Here is an 18,370-nt window from a genome sequence, read left to right on the forward strand (position 1 = left end):
AATAGTATATAATTTTCAAATAGAGAAAAAGAATGTAATGGGGGAACCATAAATGAAGAATGATTTGAAAGCACTCTTTAAGATTAATAAGGAGTCAATTAAAGAAGTTATGCTTTGGTTAATAGGAGGACTTTTTCTATTAATCATAACTGAATATTTATTAAGAGGAAAATTAAGGTATGTTAAATTATTGTTATTAAATAAACCTGGTGTGTTTTTTGTTAACTATATGTTAATATTATTGATCACATCTTTAATATTTGTATTAAAAAGAAAGAAAACTTTTTATTTTTTAATTTCTTTTATAATCCTAACTATTTCAGGAATTAGTAAATATTTATTTAGTGTAAGAGGAGTGCCTCTTACTTTTTCAGATGTTTACTCTATTGGAGAAGGGTTAGAGATAGCTGGAAATTATGTTACCTTACCAATGATTATTGGTGTATTGTTATCTGTAATAGCAGTAATATGTATAACAGTCTATTTGTTTAAAAAAGAAAACAGTAATAAAAGAATAACAAGTGCAACAAATATAATATTAGCATTAATTATATTTATTGCTTTTCCTATAGTAACTAATGCAGAGTATGCTAGTGGAAAGATGGGATATATGAGATGGGACATAACATCATCTTATAAGAAAAATGGATATGTATTTTCTACAATAGAATCAGCAGTAAAGTATGTAAGAGTAAAGCCCGAAGGATATAGTAAATCCGCAATTGAAGAAATTAGAGCAAAGGTAGATAAAAAAGAAAAAGAAGATAATAGAAAATTGAATTCAAATAAGCCTAATATGATTTTTATACAACTAGAGGCCTTTATGGATCCAACAAAGATAAAGGAAGCTAATTTTAGTGAAGATCCTATTCCAAACTACAGAAAAATATGTGATAAAAGTAAAGGTTATATGGCAAATGTTCCGACAACAGGTGGAGGAACTGTAAGAACTGAATATGAAGTAATGACAGGAAATAATATAGATTACTTAACTCCAGGAGAAATCCCTTATAATACTATATTAAAAGGAAAGTACTATAATTCTCTTGCGACTACTCTTAAATCTGAAGGATACAGTGCGCATGCTATTCATAATTTCCAAGGAAATTTCTATACAAGAAACAATGCGTATGAGAAACTTGGGTTTGATACATTTACTTCATTAGAATATATGAATGGTTACGAGAAGAATGAAAAAGGTTGGGTTAAAGATACCATATTAACTAAATATATAAAAAAAGCACTTGATAGTACACCAGAAAGTGACTTAGTTTATACTATATCAGTACAAGGTCATAGCTCATATCCAAGAGATGCTTTAAAAACATATGATTTTCCTATAAAAATAAGTGGAAATTTATCAGATGTAGATAAAAATCAATTATATTATTATGCCAATCAAATAAAAGAGACAGATGATTTTATAGGCGATGTTATGGAAATGGTAGATAATAGTGATGAAGATACTATGGTTGTATTTTATTCAGATCATATGCCTGCATTAAATTTATTTCAAAATGAAAAAATTTATTTAGATGCATATAAAGCTCCTTTTGCTTTTTATAGTAATTTTAAAGTGAATAATTCTGATTTTAATAATACAGAAGCCTATAATATTAGCAGTATGGCTATGCAATTAGCAGGGCTTAAATATGGACCGATGGAAAAATTCCGTACTTATTTAAAAGATGATAAAGATTATGTAAAATATGAAGAATTATTAGAGTATGATATATTATTTGGTAAAAATTATTATTTAAAAAATGAAGAAAAACCTAAAAAAAATAATATGAAAATGGGAATAGACGATGTTACTATTTCTTCTTTTGAACAGGAAAAAGAGTCTATTTTAATAAAAGGATTAAATTTTACAAAAAATAGCTCTGCTTATATAAATAATAAGAAAATAGATACTATATTTGTGGATGATAAGACTTTAAAAATAAAATCGGTAGATAATGGTGATACACTGGTTGTAAAACAACTAGGTCGTAATGATGGACTTCTAAGTGAATCAAATAGCATTTCTTTATCACAAGATAAAATTGCAATGAATAAAAAATAAACTAAAACAGATGTTTTTAAGCATCTGTTTTTTGTTAAAGAGAATTAATGTAAATGTAAAACTATTTTAATAGTTGTGTGAATTTAATATGAAAAACTTTGAAAACAAATTAAAAATATTGATATAAAGAAATTTATAAACTATAATGTTAATATAATGTTAAATGGAATAATATGGTAAGTTGTAAGTATATTTGTGCATAGGGAGGTATAGCACAATGATGGGTCAGTATATTGAAAAATTTGAGGGCAATGTTTGTGATTTTAGTGATGAAATAACATCAAGCATAGACTATTCCATAGTAAATGACTCTTTCTTATTTAAAATATATCATAGAATACTAGACATAATAGTTGCGATAATTGGGTTGGTAATTTCTATACCTATAATAATAGTTTTTGGTTTCTTAATAAAAAAAGAAGACGGAGGTCCTGTTTTTTATAAACAAGATAGATTGGGTAAGGATGGTAGGATAATCTTTATATATAAATTAAGATCCATGAGGGTTAATTCAGAAACTAACGGAGCCATATGGGCTGAGAAAAATGATCCAAGAATTACAAAGGTGGGAAAATTCATAAGAAAAACAAGAATAGATGAAATACCACAGTTTTTAAATATTTTAAAAGGTGAAATGAGTATAATTGGTCCTAGGCCAGAAAGACCTACTTTAACTATGGAATTTAATGATCAGATACCAGGTTTTATTAATCGACTGGTGATTAAACCAGGTCTTACAGGATATGCTCAAGTACATGGAGGATATGACATATCTCCAGAAGATAAAATAAAAGAAGATTTATATTATATTAAAAATAGAAGTGTTTTTTTAGATTTTTCCATATTATTTAGAACTGTTAAGGTAATTTTTACTGGAGAAGGTGCTAGATAAAGAAAAAATTTATTATTCATCATAACTTTTCTTGAAATATTTTCGTAAAATATATATAATAGGGTAATAAAAATATAACAAAAGTATAACATAACGAAAAATAGGGAGAGATTAATGACAATCTCTCCCTATTTTAATTGTAAATAAAGAGGGGGAATCTATGTGGAAGATAATTTAGTATCTATAATTACACCTATATATAATGGAGAAACATATATTGAAGAATGTATAAAAAGTGTGTTAAATCAAAGTTATAAAAATATAGAGATGATAATTATTGATGATGGTTCAACGGATAATAGTGAAAATATAATAAAAAAATATACCAATACTTTTCCCTTTGTTAAATATATAAAATGTAATGAAAATAAGGGAGTTTGGGCAGCTCGTAATATAGGAGTTGAAAATGCGAATGGTAGATTTATTTCATTTTTAGACACAGATGATTTGTATAAAAAGAATAAAATTAAAAATCAAATAAATTTTATGTTGAAAAATAACTATGCATTTACATACACTGCTTATGATTTGATAGATGAAAGTAATGAAAGTTTAAATAAAATTATTGAAGCAAAGGAATATGAAGATTATAACAGGTTATTAAAAGGAAATGACATAGGTTGTTTGACTGTAATGATAGATAGACTAAAAATAGATACTCCAATAAAGTTTGAAAACTATCATCATGAAGATTTTATTTTATGGCTTAAAATATTAAAAAATGGTGTAACAGCTTATGGATTAAATGAGGTTTTATCTTCTTATAGAAAATCTAAAACATCTATAAGTCATAATAAAATAAAGGCAGCTATGTGGACTTGGAATATATATATTAAAATTGAAAAATTACCATTAAAAAAAGCTTTATACTGCTTTTATAAATATATGATAAATGGATTTATAAAAAATAGTTATAAGAAGTAAACTAAATAATCCTGTTTTTTAGTAAAAATTTGCTATATAATTTTTATTTTTGTTAAAATATGGAAATTTAAATCTGAACTATGATATAATGGAGAGAAATAAGTTACAAAAGGGGGGATGTGTGGAGTATGATTTTTAATAAAAATAAGAAAGTAATATCGAAGGCTATGGCAGTGGGGATGCTTACTACAAGCATGTTGCCAGTAGTTGCTTTAAATGAAAATGTGGAAGCTAAACAAGTTACATCTAGTACTCAAAGAGAGAAAGCGACTAAAGTTGTAGAAGTAAGATGTTATGCTCTTAATGTTAGAAAAGGTCCAAGTACGGACGATTCTATAGCAGGAACAGTAACAGAAGGAACACAACTTAAATATATTTCTACATGCAGCAATGGTTGGTATAAAGTTGAATATAAAGGTAGTACTAGATATATTAGTAATGATTATTCTAAATTAAAAACTATTTCAGGAACATCGAATGAAAATAATGATACTATAACGAGAGTTGGAAAAGTGACATCTACAAAACTAAATGTTAGAAAAGGACCTGGAACAAATTATAGTGTTAAAAAAACTATTAAAAAAGGTAGTGTTGTAGGGGTAATAAAATCATATAGTAATGGATGGTCTAAGGTTAAATTATCCAATTCCTTAACAGGATATGTATCTTCTGATTATATGAAAACATATTCAGGAGATTCTAGTGATATAAAAGTTTCATATACAAAAAAATCAACATCATCTACAACAAACAAAAAAATTGATACAGTAGTATCTGCTGTTAAAGCTCAAGTAGGTAAGCCTTATGTATATGGTGCAGCAGGACCAAATTCTTTTGATTGTTCAGGACTTACATATTACTGTTATAAAAAAGCAGGGATATACTTAAACAGAAGCTCTAGGGATCAGGCATCAAATGGAAAATATGTTAGCAAGAGCAATTTGAAACCAGGAGATTTAATATTCTTCAATAGTGGTACGAATACTATACGTCACGTAGGAATGTATGTAGGAAACAATAAGTTTGTTCACTCGCCTAGTCCAGGAAAAACAGTGAGATATGAAAGTTTATCAACTTCATACTATGTAAAAGGATATGTAACAGCAAGAAGAATAATTGATTAATTAAAAAAGGGTTATGATGAAAATTTTATTTTCATTATAGCCCTTTTTTAATAGAAAACCCATATATATGAAGCTAATCAAATTTTTTATAAATAATAAAAATAAATTAATTCTCATATTATTAAATATAAAAGTATAAAGATTGTATCTTGTGTATAAAAGAGAGGGGAGCGATTATGATAGTAATTGCAAAAGAACTTTTACAATATGAGAAAGATTATATTAAATACTATATAAACATTCCTAAGATATACTATAAAGAAAAGAATGACAAAGATTATTTAAAAAATGAAATGATAGAAAGTATTAACCAAGTTATTTTTGAAGATATAATGGCTTTTATGGATGTGGTAGAAGATAGCTATAACGTAAGTAATGAAGAACATATTCATATAAATAGTCTTACTGAATTTCAAGTTGGATATGTATCAAAAGACATAATTAGCTTAGCTATTGAATTTTCACAATTAGCAGGATTCTATGATATAAGTTACTTAAAAGGTTATAATTATGATTTTAAGTTGAAAAAAGAGATTGTTTTAAAAGATTTGTTCAAGGAAAATGTAGACTATATAAAAGTACTTAAAAAATATATAATAATTCAAATTAAAACTTTGTTTATGGAATTTGAAGGATATGTAGAAGATTATTTACATTATATATGTGAAGATAGTATTTGTTTAGATGAAGAAAATATATTTTATTTTACTCATGAATATTTAATATTACCTTTTTCGTCTTGTGAAATAGATGAAAATATCTTAAATCTACTTGAGTTTAAAATACCTTTTAATAAAATTTATCATTACCTTAGTGAATACGCCATAAAAAATATTGTAAAGAAAATAATACTTTAGTATTGGGGTGAATCTATGTTTTATGAATATGATAGAATGGGGGCTGTTCAGTATGCAAGACGGTGGGCACTGGATAGGAATCCTAGATTTCAAGATTATGAAGAGTGGGGAGGAAATTGTACTAACTATATTTCTCAGTGTGTTAATGCTGGTGGAGTACCAATGGATCCTTATGGCGGCAATGTGATGAAAAAATGGTATTGGTATAGCGATAAAAATAGAACACCTAGTTGGACTGGAGCGCAGCCTTTTTTTGAGTATTTTACTGGGAATAATAATGATGATACTGATAATTTTGGTGTATATGCGGCAGAAGCTGATTATGATGAATTGGAGCTTGGTGATGTTGTTCAACTTATTAAAGATGGCAAGGCATATCATACAATGATAATCACTAGGATTTTGTTAGATGGGGATGAAGTGTATGACTATCTAATAAGTCAAAATACTTATGATTTATTAGATTATCCTTTAAGTTTAAAAGTGGGTGAAAGGCGATATTTAAAAATATTTGGATATTATAAGTAAGTTGAAAAGAATCTTTCTTGGTGTTAAAATAAATTTATCAGAATTATTTTCATTATAAGGGATAATATGCTAAGAAGGGTGAAATTATGGCAAGAAAAAGTAAAAAAGGAAAACATAGAAGAAAAAAAACAACTAGAATAGATAAAAGAAAATTGGTTCTTGTAGTTGTATGTTTATTAATATTGACATTTGGTTTATTTAAGGCCTTCCAAGCTGTAGCATCAGGTGTATCTGTGGCAAAAGAGAATGTAGGCTCTCTTATTACAGCGGTATTTGGAGAAGGTGAAGATACAAGTAAAGTAAATAAAGATAAACAATTTGATTTGGAAGAGGAGAATACTACCGAAAAGAAGAAATATGTAGTATATATTGATGTAGGTCGTGGAGGTGCTGATGCAGGATATAAAACTAAAAATGGTATTTTAGAAAAAGATGTGAATTTACAAATAAGTAAATTGGTATCATCAAGATTATCTTCTCAAGGAGACATTAGTGTGGTTGTATCTAGAAATACAGACATAGCATTATCTAATAGTGAAAGAGTAGAAGATGGAAATAAACAAAATGCTGATGTTTTTGTATCTATTCGTATGGCGGGAAATGAGGACCCTACTGCAGAGGGAGTTCAAACATTTTATAGAGTAGGAGCGAATGATGCTTCGGATGAACTTGCTACACTAGTACAAAAGTCTGTGGCAGCCTATGTGGATTTAAAGGATAGAGGAGTTACACCTTTTACATTCGATATATTAAAAAATAATAATATGCCAGCTATATTATTACAATGTGGTTTTTTAAGTAATCCTAAGGAAGAAAAAAAATTAACAAATCCTGAGTTCCAGAAAGATTTGGCAGAAGGAATATCTCAAGGAATATTATCTTTTTTAGATGCTCAAGGATAAAACAGGAGGAAGAAGAATGGAAAATCTACAAGTAAAAAAAGTTTTATTAGAGGAAGCCCTAAGGAAGAAATCTATGGAAAATATGTTTACTATTGTAGAAAAAGATAACCTAGTTTTATTTAGATCATTTCAAGATATTTATGCTAATAATTGTTTAACAGCTATTATTTTAAGCGAATCTGCTTATACAATGATAAATATTTTCTTTGGAAAACTAACGTTAGAAGATAAACGAGAAGAAGTATTAAAGTTAATCAATGATTTAAATATATCATATACAGCAAATAAATTTGTACTTAGTCAAAGTAATGAACTTATACTTCAAGTTCCTTATATATCATTGGTGGATGATTTCAATGGAGAAATAGTGATTGATTTACTTCGTGAGTTGTTAATAATATTAGTAAAAAAAGAATATATTAAGTTTCAAGACATACTTGGAGATAGTATGATGATGGACTTTAAAAATAATTAATAGAAAATCCTTAAGCATTTGCTTAAGGATTTTCTATGTTTATAATAAATACGTATAAAAAATTACACATAATGGTAATAATTTCAAATAAGAAATTTTAAAAGAAAGGATTAATTATGTGTAAAATAACTGATTTTTATCAATTTAAATACTGTAGAGGGAATTACTTTATAAATGTATTTATTAATAAAGAGTCAGCAGAGGGAATAAAGTCACTATTAATAGAAAAGTTAAAAGAAAAAAAATTAAGTAAAGAATATAGATGTGTTTATACTATATTAAAGGATAAAATAAATGAAAACATGAAAGAAAGTATTTATGTAAAACTTAGAATAAATAAATGCTATTTACAATATTTGAAGGATTTATATTATGATTTTTATGACAGAGAAGAAAGTGTATACATTAAAGAAGTAATATGTCATTTACAATATTTTATTAACGAAGATGGAGATAATATAATTAATTTTTACGATTTGATAGAAAATACAAAAATAAAAGCACTATCAAAAATGTAAATTTTGATCTAAATAAAATATAAAAGGTTGCAGGTAAAAAATTTAACACTCTATTTACCTGCAACCTTTTTAAATATATTTTTAAATATTAAAATATTTTCTTACAATCGGTATAATCATAAACATCCATCAAAGCCTCCCCAAATCTTTGATAATGAACGATTTCTCTTTCTGCTAAAAATCTTAAAACAGCAATTATATCAACATCATCAGTAAGATTGATTAATTGATAATAAGTAGCAAGTGCTTTTTGCTCAGCTGCCATATCTTCGTGCAAGTTAGTTATAGAATCTCCAAATACATTAATATAAGAAGTTGTAAAAGGAGAACCATTTGCATCGCTTGGTTGCAAGCCATGTCCAAATTGGGCAAAGTTTGGCCCTAATCCACATGCTTTCATTTCTTCTGGTGTTGCATCCTCAGTTAATTGATAAAGCATAGAGGATATTACCTCAACATGAGCTAATTCTTCTGTACCAATATCTGTTAATAGCCCTTTTGTTTTTCCAGTAGGCATTGTATATCTTTGTTGTAAATATCTAAGTGCAGCAGCCATCTCTCCATTTGGGCCACCAAGTTGAGTCATTATAAGTTTAGCCATTCTTAAATCTTTACATCTTAAAACAACTGGAAATTGTAATGTTTTTTCATATATCCACATATATTTAAATCCCCCTATTTTTTTATCTATTCATAATATTCTTTTTGCCATGGCCAAGGGTCGTCAACCCATTGGAAAGGACAAGCGCTGCTACTATGACCAAAGTTCATCAAAGGTCCGTATTTTTTTTCATAAGCTTTAACTGCTTGCTCAAACTGTTGCCCAAGAGAGTTATATAAACATACAGCATTTTTATCTTCTGGATGATTATCTAAATACAAATTTAAATCTACGCATGCAAAGCATAGTTCTTGAATTTTTACTATTTGTTCTCCTCTGCTCATACTAGCCATTATTTTCTACCTCCTACTCTTTTTCTAGGTGATGAATATAATGCTGGGTTGTACATTTCAGAATCATATAAGTTTAATTCTGGAAAAATTGTTCCATATTTTAATGCACATTCAAGATTATATATTTTTGTTAGCACTTGATCATTCACATATGGTCTTACTAAACAGCAGCCACAGTTTTGTGACACTCCTCGAGATGTATTTTCCATATTGTCAAAACCTCCTTGTTGAATTAGATATTTCTATCTTAATTCTATACTATTCAAATTATTCGAAATCGTGAGTGCTTGCTTGTATAAAACCTATGAAATATGATAAAATTAAATTTATGCATAGATATGTAGAGAATATGAGGTGAAAAGATGAGTGAATTAGCAGGAAATGGCTGTCAAATAATAGTACCTTTTGACGAGCGTAAACCTTTAAAAGAAATCGAAAAAAGTATATTAAAAAAATATAGAAAATACACTTGGTCTAAATTTATAAAAGCAATAAAAGATTATAAATTAGTTGAAGAAGGAGATAAAATTGCTGTAGCAATATCTGGTGGAAAAGATAGTTTACTTATGGCGAAAATGTTCCAAGAATTAAAAAGACATGGACAGGTAAACTTTGAACTAGAATTTATAGCAATGGACCCAGGATATCACAAAGATATAAGACAATTATTAATAGATAACTGTGAGTATTTAGAAATACCAATAAAATTATTCGATGCAAATATATTTGAAGTAGCAGATGAAATAGCAAGTGATTACCCTTGCTATATGTGTGCAAGAATGAGAAGAGGAGCTTTATATAATAAAGCTGAAGAATTAGGGTGTAATAAATTAGCTTTAGGTCACCATTTTGATGATGTTATAGAAACAACTATGCTTAATTTATTGTGTGCTGGAAACTTTAAAACAATGCTTCCAAAACTTAATTCAACAAACTTTGATGGAATACAAATAATAAGACCTCTTTATTATATAAGAGAAGAAAGTATTATAAAATTCATACAAAATAGTGGTATCTGGCCTCTAAACTGTGCTTGTATGGTTGCAGCTAAAAAGACAGGAAATAAAAGGTATGAAATAAAAGATTTAATTAAATCTCTAGGAGATAACTTCCAAGAGGTTGAAAAATCAATATTTAGATCGGCACAAAATGTATATTTAGACTCAGTTTTAGGCTGGGAACAAGATGGGAAAAAACACTCTTTCTTAGATAAATTTGAAAATGAAGAATAAAATACAAAATAACCGTTGAAATAATAATTCAACGGTTTTTCTTTATGTTAATTATGATAAAATATAATTATAGCTATAAAGAGAGGGGAATTATTTTGAAGAAGATTTACATGGATTTTGAAATGAATATGCCAAGTTCCAAAAGTAAGAGGGAGAGCTTTAAAGCAGAAATTATAGCAATTGGAGCCATTAAATATGATACTAAAAGTGGGAAAATAGATAAATTCAAATCTTTAATCAAACCAGTTACTAGTCAAGAGGTTTTTCCGCATATTGAGGAACTTACACATATAACAACAGAAGATTTACAAACTGCGCCAACTTATGAAAGTGTGATGAGAGATTTTAAATCATGGCTTGGCATATATACAGATATTGAAGGTATTTACACATTTGGAAATTTAGATTTAACGTGTTTTAATTATACTGATAGACTAAGTTCTCAAAAAAATAATCATCCTAGATTTCTAAGTAATATAAGAGAACTATTTGTGGATATTAAAGATAAGTATATAAATTATGGAATTAAATGTATGAACTATGTATCTCTAAAAAATCTTTTAGAATATGCAAATGTAAAGTTTTGTGGTGATGCTCATGATCCATTATACGATGCTTATAATTTATATATACTAGATAAAGTTTTAGAAGAAAATGATAAAATAAGAAATTTACTAATAATACATGACTTTTTAAAACCACCTTTTATTACTTTGAATGAAGATTTAGAAAATAGATTTGAAGAATATAGACAATATTTATATAACCAAAGTGGGGAGTTTGATATTTATTGTATATCATTAGAAGTAATTAAAACTATAAAAACTTATTTAACATCTATAAAAGAAATAAATGTCCATGATATAGATATAGTTCGAGATATAAGCAAAAAACTAGAATCATTAGATAAACTAAAAGATATAAAAGAGGGATATTTTTATGTGCTAGATAATTTGTATCTAGATATGAAGGAATTGTTAGATGATGCTCTTTTATATAAATTAAACCAAAAAGAATATGAAGAAGAAATAGATAATATAATAGATTTATTTAATGAAGATTTAGAAGTTGAAAATATAACTGAAGTAGCAACTGATATAACGTAAAATGATTTCAAAAGAAATCATTTTTTTTGTTTTAAATAATAAATATTATAAATATAAATATAAATAAGAAAGAAAATTATGTAAGAGGAGGAGGTTGTATGTTTATAACTACAGTTATCAAAATGTCCACAGTTTTAAAGGTAATATTTTTTATTGTCCTTGTAGTAGTAATTATAAGGTATATAAAAAATATAAAAGCATCTGTTGTAGGGAGTAAAAAAACTATTAATTATCTGTTGAGAAGAAACACCAAATCATTACTTAAAAATAGATACAATATGTTTAATATACATAATAGGAATGAAGATGCCAAGGTGTACAACATAAATAGTGATGAAGATGTAATTAGATATGCAAATGGAGATGTTTACAAAGGGCAAATCAAAAGTGGCATAAGAGAAGGACTTGGAACTTGCTACTTTGCAAACAAAGATGTTTATGAAGGTATGTGGAAAGATGATAAGATGGAGTGTGTAGGTAAGTATGTATTTGCGGATAGATCTTTTTACAGTGGTGATTTTAAAAATGGATGTAAAGAAGGTATAGGAGTTTATACTTGTGATGACTACAAATATATTGGCCAGTACTATGCAGATAGAAAGGGTCGAGTAGGAACTTTTCACCTACCAGAAAATTCATATTTAAAGGTTATTATTGAAAATGGAACAATTGTGGAGGGCACATATATAAGAGAAGGACATGAAGAGGAATATATTTATAATGTGGACTTAAGTAATGAAAGAGAAGTGATTAAAAATATTAGATCTTATTTTGTGAGAGATGTTTCTAATATATAATTTAATAATATTGGAGTGAATATTATGAAAAATCAAAATGAGGATTATAAAGTAAAGCTTGTACCATTTGTTATGAATCGTGGAGTGAAGAATGCAGGAAAGACACCTTATGGAGTAGCTATGATTCAAGCAAAAAATATGTGGAGTGAATCTAACAGGGGAGAGGGAATAAATATTGCTGTAATAGATTCTGGTTGTGATATAGAACATGAAAGTTTAAAGGATAATATAGCGCTTGTTAGAAATTTTACGGATGAAGATAAAAAAAATCCTAATATTGTTGTGGATAGAGTTGGTCATGGAACTCATGTGGCAGGAATTATAGCCGCCAATGGAGATAATAATACAATTTTCGGAGTTGCTCCATGGGCAAATTTGTATATCTTGAAGGCTATTGATAGAACTGGAAGTGGAAAAGTAAGCTGGGTAATTAATGCTATAAATTATGCAGTAGAAAAAAAAGTTGATATTATATCAATGTCTCTCGGTATGTCAAATGATGACCCAAAGTTAGAAAAAGCTATAAAGAATGCTATTAATAATAATATATTAGTAGTATGTGCAGCTGGTAATGAAGGAGATGGAAATGCAAATGATTTTGAATATTCATATCCAGCATCTTATGTAGATGTGATATCTGTTGGAGCTGTAGATAAAAAAGGAGTGCCTGCTAGCTTTACAAATTCAAACTTAGTAGTAGATTTAGTGGCGCCGGGAGTAGATATAGTATCTACTTATCCTAATAATCAATTTGCTAGCTTAAGTGGAACTAGTATGGCAGCACCTCATGTTACTGGAAGTTTAGCATTATTGAAAAACTGGTCACACGAAGAATTTCAAAGGGATTTAACTCAAGAGGAAATTTATGCACAACTTATAAAATACACAAAAAATTTAGGATATCCCAGAACCGTACAAGGAAATGGATTAGTTTATTTAAAAGATAAAAAATAAATAATTTTTAAAGGCTTGAAACTTAATTATAATAAGTTTCAAGCCTTTTTTCTGGAAAAAATATAAAATTTTATTTTTTCTCTTAAAATTTAACAAAAAAATGGTATAATGTATAAGAAAGTAACAAAATTGTAACTAATTAGATGATTAAAATTAAAATATATGGAGTTGAGACAATGATTAAATTTACAAAAGTAGAGAAACAATACTCTGACGGAAATAAATGTCTAAAAGATATAAATCTTAATATAGATAAAGGCGAGTTTGTTTTTCTAGTAGGACATTCAGGAGCTGGAAAATCAAGTCTTCTAAAATTAATAACTAGAGAAGAAAAACTTACAGATGGAAGAATTGTAGTTAACAATGAAAACATAACTAATATAAAAAATAGATCTTTACATAAATACAGAAGAAATATAGGCATAGTCTTTCAAGATTACAGGTTAATCAAAGAAAAAACTGTATATGAAAACGTGGAATTGGCACTTAGAGTAGTAGGTGAAAAGCCAAAGAATATAAGACCTAAGGTTATGGAAGCTTTAGAAAGAGTTGGAATAGCTCATAAATATAAAAAATATCCAGATGAATTATCAGGTGGAGAATGTCAAAGAGTTGGAATAGCAAGAGCTTTAGTAAATAATCCGTCAATTATTATAGCTGATGAGTGTACAGGAAACCTTGATATGGATAATTCAATTTCTATAATGAAACTTCTAGATCAAATAAATAAAAAAGGGATTACAGTAATAATGGCTACTCATAACTTAGAGTTAGTAAGAGAATTTCCTAGAAGAATTGTTAAAATTGAAGGTGGCAAAATAATTTATGACACAAAGAGGTGCGAATAATGAAAATAATGTCAAAGATAACATATAGTTTAAAGCAAGGATTAAAAGGTGTATTTAGTAATAAAACCATGAGTTTTATTTCTGTAGTTTCAGTAACATCTGTTTTGGCTATACTTGGAATAGTATTATGTATAGTATTAAATATTAATTCATTTATGGAAAAAACACAAAATGAAGTAAATGAAATTAGAGTAGCGCTAGATTCAAAATTAAGCGAAGATGATACTTTATATATAAAAGAAGAATTAGCAAAAATAAATGGAGTTGAAAGTGTTAAATATCAAACTAAAGATGAAGCTTTCGATAGCATGAAAGATAGTTTTGGCGAGGATAAAGAGTTGCTAGAAGGAGTGAAAAATCCTTTAGATGATTATTATATAGTAACTATTGCTGATTCGCAAAAAATTAAATCATTAGCAAGAAGTATAGAAAAAATAGAAGGTGTTGTAGAAGTTCAATATTATGAAGAAATAATGGAAAACTTTTTAAAAGCATCAAATACTGTAAAACAATTTGGAGGAATTGTAATAGGATTTTTATTAATAATTTGTTTAGTATTAATATCTAATACAATAAAAGCTAGAGTATACAGTAAAAAAGAAGAAATACAAGTTATAAAATACATAGGTGGAAGCAATAGATTTGTTATAGCACCATTCATAGTGGAAGGGTGTATAATAGGTATATTTGGTTCCGTAATATCTCTTGGAGTATGTACTGGAATGTACAAATATGTATTAGAAAATGTGCAGATATCTCTAAATTCAATTGTGGGAGATATGATGTTGCCTCTTTCAAGTGTATCTTACTTATTAGTTTTAGTATTATTTGTTACAGGAATAATGGTAGGAATATTAGGAAGTGGACTATCTGTAAAAAAATATTTAAAAGTTTAAATAATAATTTGGGGGAAGAAATATGAAGAAAATAATTTCAACAGCTTTAATATGCTCTATGTTATTTTCAGCTACTAGTGCAATAGATGTTAATGCTGAAAGTACAGAGAGTAAATTAAAAACTAATCAAGAAAAACAAGATGAACTAGATGTAAAAATAAACAATTTAAATGAGAAAACAGAAAAATTAAAAGAAAAAATTAATAAAGCAAATGAAAAAATAGAAAAAATTAATAGTGAATCTAAAAGATTAAAAGAAGAAATTAAGAAATTAGAAGAAGATATAAATTCTAATGAGGAGATTTTAGGTGAAAGATTAAAAGTTATAAATAATAACTATACACTAGGTTATTTAAAGGTTATACTAAGTAGTAATTCTATTTCTGACTTTTTAAATAATATTTATATAGTGCAAGAAGTTGTAGAACAAGATAAACAAATGTTAAAAGACTTAGAAGCTGATAAAAGTGAAGTAGAAGATAAAAAAGAAACACTAGATAAAAATAAAGAAGAAGCAAAAGTAATTAAAGATGAGTTAGTGAAAGATAAAGAAGGTTTAGAGGAAGATAAATCAGAACTGAAAGCTCTAAAGGAAGAATTACTTAAGGAAGAAGAAGCATTAGAAGAAAAGCTACAAAAAATAGCAGCAAAGGAGTCTGCAGTTTCAAATAATTCAATTTCTGATAATTCAAACTCTGGTAGTTCATCTACTTCAAATGCTGTAATATCAAATGGATCATGGCCAGTACCTGGATACAGCAGAATATCTTCTCCTTTTGGATATAGAATACATCCTGTGTTAGGTACTAAAAAATTACATACAGGAATAGATATACCAGCTCCTACAGGAACTCCAGCTGTAGCTGTTGCCAGTGGAACCGTAATTTATTCGGGAGTTCAAGGAAGTTATGGAAATACAGTAATGATAAGACATGACAATGGATTAGTATCGCTTTACGCTCATAATAGTTCTTTAGTAGTTAAAGTAGGAGATAGGGTTAAAAAAGGACAAGTTGTTACTAAAATAGGATCAACAGGAAGATCAACAGGGCCACATTTACATTTTGAAATTAGAGTAAATGGAACTCCTCAAAACCCATTAAATTACTTATAATCTTTTTGGATAAGGAGTAGTATTTATGCAAGAATATGTGGTAGTAGACTTAGAAACTACAGGACTAGACCCATATAGTGGTTGTGAAATAATAGAAATAGGTATAACAGAAATAAAAGATAATCAAATAGTAAGAAACTATTCAAGATTAGTAAAACCAGATAGAATGATACCTTCTTTAATAACAGAAATAACTGGTATAACAAATGAAATGGTAGAAAATGAAGAAGGTATAGAAACAGTTTTACCTAGATTTAGAAAATTTTTAAGTGATAGAGTAATGATAGCTCATAATGCTAAATTCGATTTAAAGTTTTTAAATTATTATTTGCAAAAATATGATTTAGAACCTATAGAAAATCATTTATGTACTATGGAAATGCTTAAAAAATGTAAATCTTATAAAGGAAAAAATAAAAAACTGGAGACTGCATGTAATTATTATAATATTAAAAATGAAAATGCTCATAGAGCTGATAGTGACACGAAGGCTACAGCAGAGTTATTTTTAATAATAAAAGATGAAGTTTTCCCAGGACTTATATAATTAAGCCAAAGGGCTATAGATTAAATCTATAGCTCTTTTTTATTGTAGATCCCTGCAGTGTCTTAAAGTGTTTTGTGGGATACGTTCTCAAGTAAAGCTAATTTTTTAATCGAGTTTTTGTGTTCAAGAAATGTATAGATTCATATGATATATTAGTAGAAATAATAGGGGGATTAAATATGAATCACATTTATGTAAATATTTATATAGATAAAGTTAAGTTTTACATAGTTTACTATGAGCAAAATGAAAAAAGAAAGATTAAAGATGATGAAATCATATTGCCTATTTCTTTTAGTATAGGTGATAAATTATTTTATATAAAAAAACTAATAAGTACTGTTATTGATCAATATAATATAGAAACCTATAACTTGGAAGTAGACAACGATATTGGCGTAGAAATAGTAGATGCAGTTAAGATGGAAGGGGTTTTAGAAGAATTATTTTCAAGTAAAGGAGTAATACTATGGAAATAAGTCCAAAATTAAATTTAAAAATACTGCAAAAGATTAATTCAGAAGGAGTAAATTCAGCTTTGTATATAGTGGAGGATAGGCAGCTCAATTGTGAGATGATATTAAAACAAATAGACAAGAAGAAATTAAAAGAATATGATAAATATTTTGAAGAGTCTAAGAAAATATCTTCATTAAATCATCCTAATATCATAAAAATAAATTATGCAACTTATGATGATGAGTATATTTATATAACAATGCCTTATTATAGAAATGGATCTTTAAATTATATTTTAGACTCTAAAAGTTTAACAGTAAGGGAAATTATAAAATATGCCATAGATTTTCTATCTGCTCTTTATTATATACATGATAATAATATGATTCACTGTGATATAAAACCTAATAATATCCTTATAGATGATAATAATCAAGCCATACTTGGTGACTTTGGTTCCGCTATACAACTTGATATTCATGGATGTGGAAAGTTAAAAAATGTTTACTATAAGCATATAGCTCCAGAACAGTGTTTCACATCTACTGTAGATAGTAGTATTGATATTTATCAAGTTGGAACTACTTTGTATAGGATGTGTAATGGGAATGAAGAGTATAATAATCAACTTAAGAGATATAAAAACTTAAATGACTTAAAATTAGCCATATCAAATGGAAAATTTCCTGTAAGGAAAAAGTATTTACCTCATATACCTAAATCTTTAATTCAAGTTATAGAAAAATGCTTAAAAGTAAATAGAGAAGAAAGGTACGGGAATGTATTAGAGATTTTAAATGATTTATCAAAAGTTAAGGAAAATCTGGACTGGAGATATGATAAAAGAAATAAGGATTATTTTACATGGATAAACGATGATAACTATATTGTATTAAAACGAGAATATAAAATATGGTTTATAGAATCTAACATTATAAAAAATAATATAGAGTTAGAAAGTAAGGCGCAGGGATATAGAATAATAAGGAAAGTTATAAAAGAAAATGAAAAAACCCTACTTTAATCCGTTCAAGTAGGGTTTTTCTTTAAAATATATTATAAAAAGGGGTTTATTAGGGAATATATTTTATTTGGGGAGTAATCAGTTATTGGGGAAATAACTGTATATTTATAATAACAAAGTTCGACAAAATTTGCAACTATATTTTAAAGAATTA

22 protein-coding genes are annotated in these 18,370 nt (G+C 27.3%); 19 read left to right on the forward strand and 3 right to left on the reverse strand.

Features of this window, described 5'->3' with window-relative positions:
- The first annotated feature begins 52 nt into the window (after positions 1-52).
- The 9 genes from QX51_RS10650 (at position 53) to QX51_RS10690 (ending at position 8,285) form a co-directional block, all read left to right on the forward strand.
- Positions 53-2,065, forward strand: a complete 2,013-nt coding sequence (locus tag QX51_RS10650; RefSeq protein ID WP_039679900.1) for an LTA synthase family protein — start codon at positions 53-55, stop codon at positions 2,063-2,065.
- A 217-nt stretch (positions 2,066-2,282) separates the two neighbouring features.
- The gene (locus QX51_RS10655; RefSeq protein WP_039679901.1) at positions 2,283-2,957 is read left to right on the forward strand and encodes a sugar transferase; all 675 of its coding nucleotides are present in this window, start codon (positions 2,283-2,285) and stop codon (positions 2,955-2,957) included.
- Between the two features lie 162 nt (positions 2,958-3,119).
- Positions 3,120-3,881: a glycosyltransferase family 2 protein gene (locus QX51_RS10660; RefSeq protein WP_039679902.1), complete on the forward strand. Its 762-nt coding sequence runs from the start codon at positions 3,120-3,122 to the stop codon at positions 3,879-3,881.
- Between the two features lie 128 nt (positions 3,882-4,009).
- Positions 4,010-5,005, forward strand: a complete 996-nt coding sequence (locus QX51_RS10665) for a C40 family peptidase (RefSeq protein WP_052232999.1) — start codon at positions 4,010-4,012, stop codon at positions 5,003-5,005.
- Between the two features lie 176 nt (positions 5,006-5,181).
- Entirely contained in the window at positions 5,182-5,862 is a 681-nt protein-coding gene (locus tag QX51_RS10670; protein WP_039679903.1) for a DUF3298 domain-containing protein, read from the forward strand.
- 15 nt (positions 5,863-5,877) lie between these two features.
- A complete protein-coding gene (locus QX51_RS10675) occupies positions 5,878-6,390 on the forward strand; it encodes an amidase domain-containing protein (protein WP_039679904.1) in 513 nt (170 codons plus the stop codon).
- 86 nt (positions 6,391-6,476) lie between these two features.
- Positions 6,477-7,292, forward strand: coding sequence for an N-acetylmuramoyl-L-alanine amidase family protein (locus tag QX51_RS10680; protein ID WP_052233000.1), 816 nt, complete (start codon positions 6,477-6,479; stop codon positions 7,290-7,292).
- A 16-nt stretch (positions 7,293-7,308) separates the two neighbouring features.
- Positions 7,309-7,767, forward strand: coding sequence for a hypothetical protein (locus QX51_RS10685; RefSeq protein ID WP_039679905.1), 459 nt, complete (start codon positions 7,309-7,311; stop codon positions 7,765-7,767).
- Between the two features lie 116 nt (positions 7,768-7,883).
- Positions 7,884-8,285, forward strand: a complete 402-nt coding sequence (locus QX51_RS10690; protein ID WP_039679906.1) for a hypothetical protein — start codon at positions 7,884-7,886, stop codon at positions 8,283-8,285.
- A gap of 88 nt (positions 8,286-8,373) precedes the next feature.
- Here QX51_RS10690 and QX51_RS10695 read toward each other — a convergent pair whose 3' ends face one another.
- From QX51_RS10695 to QX51_RS10705, 3 genes are read right to left on the reverse strand one after another with little or no spacing between them, the layout of a single operon-like run.
- Positions 8,374-8,946: a manganese catalase family protein gene (locus QX51_RS10695; protein WP_039679907.1), complete on the reverse strand. Its 573-nt coding sequence runs from the start codon at positions 8,944-8,946 to the stop codon at positions 8,374-8,376.
- A gap of 26 nt (positions 8,947-8,972) precedes the next feature.
- Positions 8,973-9,239 carry a spore coat protein CotJB gene (locus tag QX51_RS10700; protein WP_039679908.1) on the reverse strand — a complete coding sequence of 89 codons (267 nt, stop codon included), beginning with the start codon at positions 9,237-9,239 and terminating at the stop codon, positions 8,973-8,975.
- A complete protein-coding gene (locus tag QX51_RS10705; protein ID WP_039679909.1) occupies positions 9,239-9,448 on the reverse strand; it encodes a spore coat associated protein CotJA in 210 nt (69 codons plus the stop codon). The genes QX51_RS10700 and QX51_RS10705 overlap by 1 nt, the downstream gene beginning before the upstream one ends.
- Positions 9,449-9,601: 153 nt before the next feature.
- On the opposite strand from QX51_RS10705, the gene QX51_RS10710 reads away from it, so the two are divergent.
- From QX51_RS10710 to QX51_RS10755, 10 genes are all read left to right on the forward strand, one after another.
- Positions 9,602-10,471 (forward strand): tRNA 2-thiocytidine biosynthesis TtcA family protein, encoded by an 870-nt coding sequence (locus tag QX51_RS10710; RefSeq protein ID WP_039679910.1) that lies wholly within the window; start codon positions 9,602-9,604, stop codon positions 10,469-10,471.
- A 95-nt stretch (positions 10,472-10,566) separates the two neighbouring features.
- Complete coding sequence (locus QX51_RS10715; protein ID WP_039679911.1) at positions 10,567-11,577, forward strand: 3'-5' exonuclease; 1,011 nt, start codon at positions 10,567-10,569, stop codon at positions 11,575-11,577.
- Positions 11,578-11,675: 98 nt separating this feature from the next.
- Positions 11,676-12,374, forward strand: coding sequence for an MORN repeat-containing protein (locus QX51_RS19525; protein ID WP_052233001.1), 699 nt, complete (start codon positions 11,676-11,678; stop codon positions 12,372-12,374).
- 24 nt (positions 12,375-12,398) lie between these two features.
- Entirely contained in the window at positions 12,399-13,328 is a 930-nt protein-coding gene (locus QX51_RS10725; RefSeq protein ID WP_039679912.1) for a S8 family peptidase, read from the forward strand.
- A gap of 176 nt (positions 13,329-13,504) precedes the next feature.
- Positions 13,505-14,176 carry a cell division ATP-binding protein FtsE gene (gene ftsE / locus QX51_RS10730; RefSeq protein WP_039679913.1) on the forward strand — a complete coding sequence of 224 codons (672 nt, stop codon included), beginning with the start codon at positions 13,505-13,507 and terminating at the stop codon, positions 14,174-14,176.
- Complete coding sequence (gene ftsX / locus QX51_RS10735; RefSeq protein WP_039679914.1) at positions 14,176-15,072, forward strand: permease-like cell division protein FtsX; 897 nt, start codon at positions 14,176-14,178, stop codon at positions 15,070-15,072. The genes ftsE and ftsX overlap by 1 nt, the downstream gene beginning before the upstream one ends.
- A 22-nt stretch (positions 15,073-15,094) precedes the next feature.
- Positions 15,095-16,186 (forward strand): murein hydrolase activator EnvC family protein, encoded by a 1,092-nt coding sequence (locus tag QX51_RS10740; RefSeq protein WP_039679915.1) that lies wholly within the window; start codon positions 15,095-15,097, stop codon positions 16,184-16,186.
- A gap of 25 nt (positions 16,187-16,211) precedes the next feature.
- Complete coding sequence (locus QX51_RS10745; RefSeq protein ID WP_039679916.1) at positions 16,212-16,733, forward strand: 3'-5' exonuclease; 522 nt, start codon at positions 16,212-16,214, stop codon at positions 16,731-16,733.
- A 179-nt stretch (positions 16,734-16,912) separates the two neighbouring features.
- On the forward strand, positions 16,913-17,212 hold the full coding sequence (locus QX51_RS10750; protein ID WP_039679917.1) for a hypothetical protein: 300 nt from the start codon (positions 16,913-16,915) through the stop codon (positions 17,210-17,212).
- Positions 17,203-18,216 (forward strand): serine/threonine-protein kinase, encoded by a 1,014-nt coding sequence (locus QX51_RS10755; RefSeq protein WP_039679918.1) that lies wholly within the window; start codon positions 17,203-17,205, stop codon positions 18,214-18,216. The genes QX51_RS10750 and QX51_RS10755 overlap by 10 nt, the downstream gene beginning before the upstream one ends.
- Positions 18,217-18,370 lie beyond the last annotated feature (154 nt).

The sequence above is a fragment of the Terrisporobacter othiniensis genome (assembly GCF_000808015.1).
Classification (GTDB): Bacteria; Bacillota; Clostridia; order Peptostreptococcales; family Peptostreptococcaceae; genus Terrisporobacter; species Terrisporobacter muris.

Coding starts and splice junctions, on each gene's coding strand:
- QX51_RS10650 (WP_039679900.1), top strand. CDS start 53: ATGAAGAATGATTTGAAAGCACTCTTTAAGATTAATAAGGAGTCAATT.
- QX51_RS10680 (WP_052233000.1), top strand. CDS start 6,477: ATGGCAAGAAAAAGTAAAAAAGGAAAACATAGAAGAAAAAAAACAACT.
- QX51_RS10670 (WP_039679903.1), top strand. CDS start 5,182: ATGATAGTAATTGCAAAAGAACTTTTACAATATGAGAAAGATTATATT.
- QX51_RS10740 (WP_039679915.1), top strand. CDS start 15,095: ATGAAGAAAATAATTTCAACAGCTTTAATATGCTCTATGTTATTTTCA.
- QX51_RS10685 (WP_039679905.1), top strand. CDS start 7,309: ATGGAAAATCTACAAGTAAAAAAAGTTTTATTAGAGGAAGCCCTAAGG.
- QX51_RS10675 (WP_039679904.1), top strand. CDS start 5,878: ATGTTTTATGAATATGATAGAATGGGGGCTGTTCAGTATGCAAGACGG.
- QX51_RS10665 (WP_052232999.1), top strand. CDS start 4,010: ATGATTTTTAATAAAAATAAGAAAGTAATATCGAAGGCTATGGCAGTG.
- QX51_RS10710 (WP_039679910.1), top strand. CDS start 9,602: ATGAGTGAATTAGCAGGAAATGGCTGTCAAATAATAGTACCTTTTGAC.
- QX51_RS10750 (WP_039679917.1), top strand. CDS start 16,913: ATGAATCACATTTATGTAAATATTTATATAGATAAAGTTAAGTTTTAC.
- ftsE (WP_039679913.1), top strand. CDS start 13,505: ATGATTAAATTTACAAAAGTAGAGAAACAATACTCTGACGGAAATAAA.
- QX51_RS10705 (WP_039679909.1), bottom strand. CDS start 9,448: ATGGAAAATACATCTCGAGGAGTGTCACAAAACTGTGGCTGCTGTTTA.
- QX51_RS10725 (WP_039679912.1), top strand. CDS start 12,399: ATGAAAAATCAAAATGAGGATTATAAAGTAAAGCTTGTACCATTTGTT.
- QX51_RS10690 (WP_039679906.1), top strand. CDS start 7,884: ATGTGTAAAATAACTGATTTTTATCAATTTAAATACTGTAGAGGGAAT.
- QX51_RS10700 (WP_039679908.1), bottom strand. CDS start 9,239: ATGGCTAGTATGAGCAGAGGAGAACAAATAGTAAAAATTCAAGAACTA.
- QX51_RS10755 (WP_039679918.1), top strand. CDS start 17,203: ATGGAAATAAGTCCAAAATTAAATTTAAAAATACTGCAAAAGATTAAT.
- QX51_RS10745 (WP_039679916.1), top strand. CDS start 16,212: ATGCAAGAATATGTGGTAGTAGACTTAGAAACTACAGGACTAGACCCA.
- QX51_RS10695 (WP_039679907.1), bottom strand. CDS start 8,946: ATGTGGATATATGAAAAAACATTACAATTTCCAGTTGTTTTAAGATGT.
- QX51_RS10655 (WP_039679901.1), top strand. CDS start 2,283: ATGATGGGTCAGTATATTGAAAAATTTGAGGGCAATGTTTGTGATTTT.
- QX51_RS19525 (WP_052233001.1), top strand. CDS start 11,676: ATGTTTATAACTACAGTTATCAAAATGTCCACAGTTTTAAAGGTAATA.
- ftsX (WP_039679914.1), top strand. CDS start 14,176: ATGAAAATAATGTCAAAGATAACATATAGTTTAAAGCAAGGATTAAAA.